At 52.4% G+C, this 3,281-nt stretch carries 4 protein-coding genes; all 4 read right to left on the bottom strand.

Going from position 1 to position 3,281, the window contains the following annotated elements; genetic code table 11:
• Window positions 1-96: 96 nt before the first annotated feature.
• Entirely contained in the window at window positions 97-744 is a 648-nt protein-coding gene (locus L284_RS25960; protein WP_021232180.1) for an ABC transporter ATP-binding protein, read from the bottom strand.
• Window positions 741-1,538 (bottom strand): ABC transporter permease, encoded by a 798-nt coding sequence (locus L284_RS25965; protein WP_021232181.1) that lies wholly within the window; start codon window positions 1,536-1,538, stop codon window positions 741-743. Before L284_RS25965 ends, L284_RS25960 begins: the two co-directional genes overlap by 4 nt.
• A 1-nt stretch (window position 1,539) precedes the next feature.
• Window positions 1,540-2,703, bottom strand: a complete 1,164-nt coding sequence (locus tag L284_RS25970) for a Wzz/FepE/Etk N-terminal domain-containing protein (protein ID WP_021232182.1) — start codon at window positions 2,701-2,703, stop codon at window positions 1,540-1,542.
• A gap of 427 nt (window positions 2,704-3,130) precedes the next feature.
• The coding region (locus L284_RS47115) for an integrase core domain-containing protein (RefSeq protein ID WP_021232183.1) at window positions 3,131-3,281 on the bottom strand (151 nt) is incomplete at its 5' end.

The following is a 3,281-nucleotide window of genomic DNA, read 5'->3' on the forward strand; positions in this document are numbered from 1 at the left end:
AGGCAATCTTACACTAACAAATAACCCGGACCACTCGGTGGGGGCCGATCAATTGACGTAGGCGGTTTCATTAAATCGTGATGCCAAGGCAAAGCCTCAAAGATTTGAATAAACGGCTATTGCCTCATCAATGTCATCATAAATGCAAGCTTCTCCACGATCGAGAATTACGGCCTTATGGCAATAGCTTCGAATAAAATCAGTCGCATGAGACGCAATCAACATCGTTCGATCAAAGCGCTTTTCAAACATTTCGGAGTGACATTTGCGTTGAAAGTTTTGGTCTCCGACGAGAATGATTTCATCGATCAAGTAGCAGTCGAATTCGATTGCCAATGACAGAGCAAAGGCTAGGCGCGCGCGCATGCCGGAAGAATAGGTCTTCACAGGCATCTTAAGCTGCTTTCCAAGTTCAGTGAATTCTTCCACGAACTCGCGCACCGATGTGTAATCGCGCTGGTATATCCGAGCGATGAAACGGATGTTGTCGAATCCGGTTAGGCTTCCTTGAAATCCGCCTGCAAAGCCCAATGGCCAAGACACGGACATCTCTCTTACCACTCTGCCCGAAGTTGGCATTTCCACGCCGCCGATGAGCTTGATAAGGGTGCTTTTACCTGCGCCGTTCCGCCCAAGCAGCGCGATGCGGTCGCCCTGTTGGATCGTCAGATTGAGACCCTTGAAAACATGCTTCCGGTTGCCACCATGCGCGTACGACTTGTAGATGTTTTCACAAATTATCATTCGACGTTCAGTGTTCTGCGGACACGCCTGCACAAAATAAGACCCACCAGCGAAAGTACTACTGAGCATAGGATGGGATTCCAAGGGTTGTAGCTGGCGGTGAGTTTCTCTCCCCAGACACCTTCTCGCATCATTTCCATCCCGTTGACAAAAGGTGATAGTAACAGAAACTCTTTGATACCTGGCGTCATCCAGGAAACCATGTAGAAGGCGCCTGAAACTGGAATCATAATGTACGTTGTGACTGGAATGAATTTCTCCATCGCTTCAGACATTTCGGACAATGGCGAAAGTATGAGGCACAGTGAAAAACAAAATAGGCAGTAAAGGGCCCATCCGGCTATCAAAAGACCAATATTCGCAGGCATAGGAAATTCGCCAATAATGCCAAGGAATAGTGCCATCACCAGATACGCCATCATACCGCCCAGCATTTCTATGATGAAACGGGCGCAGACAATATCTACGACCTTGATCTGACGATGATATAGCAAGCTTTGGTTTGCCGTGAACGCAGATACACTGCGTGACACGCAGTGCCGAAAAAAGGTGAGCGGGATATATCCTGTGGCCGTAAACGCCACGACGCTCACGCCATGTTCCGTTGGACCCTTCATGAAATACCACATCAGGCCGACTAGGCCAGCAAACAGCAAGGGTTCGACCATGATCCATAGGAAGCCGATGTTTTCGCGACCAAATCGGGTGATGAGCTCCCGGATCATTAGCGCATGGATTACCTGCCCCTGAACTTCGAGGCCATTGGTCAGCTTGCGAACAAAGCTTCCACTCATGTCAATCTTCTTGCGAATGTTCAAGAATTCCAACTACAAACATCCACACGATGAAATACATGCACAGCGTCGCTGCAAAAACAACGAGGATGTTTATGAAACGCTTTGGGAGTAACGGCATGTCAGGCACGTTTGGATCGACGACCCGCTCAAGATAAAACTGCTGCCGCTGCGCCTCGGCGCGGGCCTGAACGAGCGCGGCGCTGGCTGCGGTCAGGCTGTCTGTCGCAAATTCTTGCTCGACCAGAAGGTTCTCGTAGCCGCCCAGTTTCGACGCGATGCCGCTGCCGGAGCCGACAACGCGGCTGTCCTGCGAGGCGATCTGAACGGAAATCGCATTGATCCGATTTCGCAAAGCGGGGATGGATGGATTGTTCGGCGTGAGGCGCCGCATGAGATCTAGCTGGGCCTGTAATGCCGCCCGTTCGCCTATCATGGTGTTGGCTATCTCGAGAACGCCACCGGCCTGTTTGGCGGGGTCGATCAACGACTGCGTGTTGCGATATTGCGCAATGGCGATGCGGGCATTTTTGACGCGTTGGGCCGCCAATTTGACCTGTTGTTGCGCTTCCGCAATGCCCTTGGAGCGTACCCGAGCATTTAGACGGTTGACTAAGCCTTCGCTCAGATCGAGCAAAGTGCGATTGATAATATAGGCGTCTTGCGCGGTGAACGCCTCGACTTCGATGATCGCGGTTCCTTCTTCTGTGTCCAGTCGCGCGTTGACCATCTTTTCATAATATTTGTAGAGGTTCTCAAAGCTGGGTTGGAAGAAGAGGCCAGGGAACCTGCTAAGGAAGTCCGCTTGTGCAGGAGAGTAGCGTTCGCGGACGCGAGCGGTCTTCTCTAAGGCCTTAAGCGCATCGCGTGAGCGAATGTAGGTTAATACCTCGTTCGTCTGTTCCTGCCCGCCGGAAAGACCTGCGGTCTGAACTAGGTTTGCTATGGTAGACACTTGCGACCGCTTCTGGTCCGGGCTTTTAATGACGAACCGAGATTCGGACACATAGATATCTGAAGCGACGAAGCCATAATAAAGCGCCGCTAAGAAGGTAGGTGCGATGACGGTTAGGATGAACCAGCGCCGCTTTCTTAACCAAGCCTGAAATGCAGATCCGCGGGCTGGCTCGTCGGCTGTCGCCGGCAACGAATGTTCAGCGTTCATAGAAGTGTCTTTGCAGCACCTAAGTGGCCGGGCTCAGAGGGCCCGCTGTATCGAATGGTCCTGCGCTAGGGCAACATCGATCAGGGCGCAAGAGTGGCCAGAAAAGTTAGCAATGTATCGCGGTACGTCGAGGGCGAATGCTCATGGCTTTGTTGCGCAACTAGCAGAGGGTTTCTGGCCGCGTTTCCCGTTCGTTAAGAGGCCCAGATGAGCGATCCGACCGCCTGCGGTATCGTGCGACGAACTGGAAATCCTACAACGCAGCATTGGCTCGGTGCGGCTTGTTTGAGATCTGGTTTGATTCGGGAATGGTGAGGTGGTCCCGCCTTCTTGGACAGTTTGGCGGCTGAGTTAAGCTAATCCCATTTGTTGTTTATGCCGCCATTCTGGTCATCAGATGATGGGGGGTATGCCCCACATCATCTGATTACGCGATCCGCCCATAGGCCTCTGTCGGGGTTTGCCCGGCCAGACCCGAGTGCTGCCTCAAGGTGTTGTAATAGGTGATCCACCGGGCAAGGCCAGCGCGAAGCTCTGATCCGGTTTCGAAGGCATGGAGATAGACGCACTCGTACTTC

The organism is Novosphingobium lindaniclasticum LE124 (assembly GCF_000445125.1).
In the GTDB taxonomy this organism is placed as follows: Bacteria; Pseudomonadota; Alphaproteobacteria; order Sphingomonadales; family Sphingomonadaceae; genus Novosphingobium; species Novosphingobium lindaniclasticum.

Coding starts and splice junctions, on each gene's coding strand:
- L284_RS25960 (WP_021232180.1), bottom strand. CDS start 744: ATGATAATTTGTGAAAACATCTACAAGTCGTACGCGCATGGTGGCAAC.
- L284_RS25965 (WP_021232181.1), bottom strand. CDS start 1,538: ATGAGTGGAAGCTTTGTTCGCAAGCTGACCAATGGCCTCGAAGTTCAG.
- L284_RS25970 (WP_021232182.1), bottom strand. CDS start 2,703: ATGAACGCTGAACATTCGTTGCCGGCGACAGCCGACGAGCCAGCCCGC.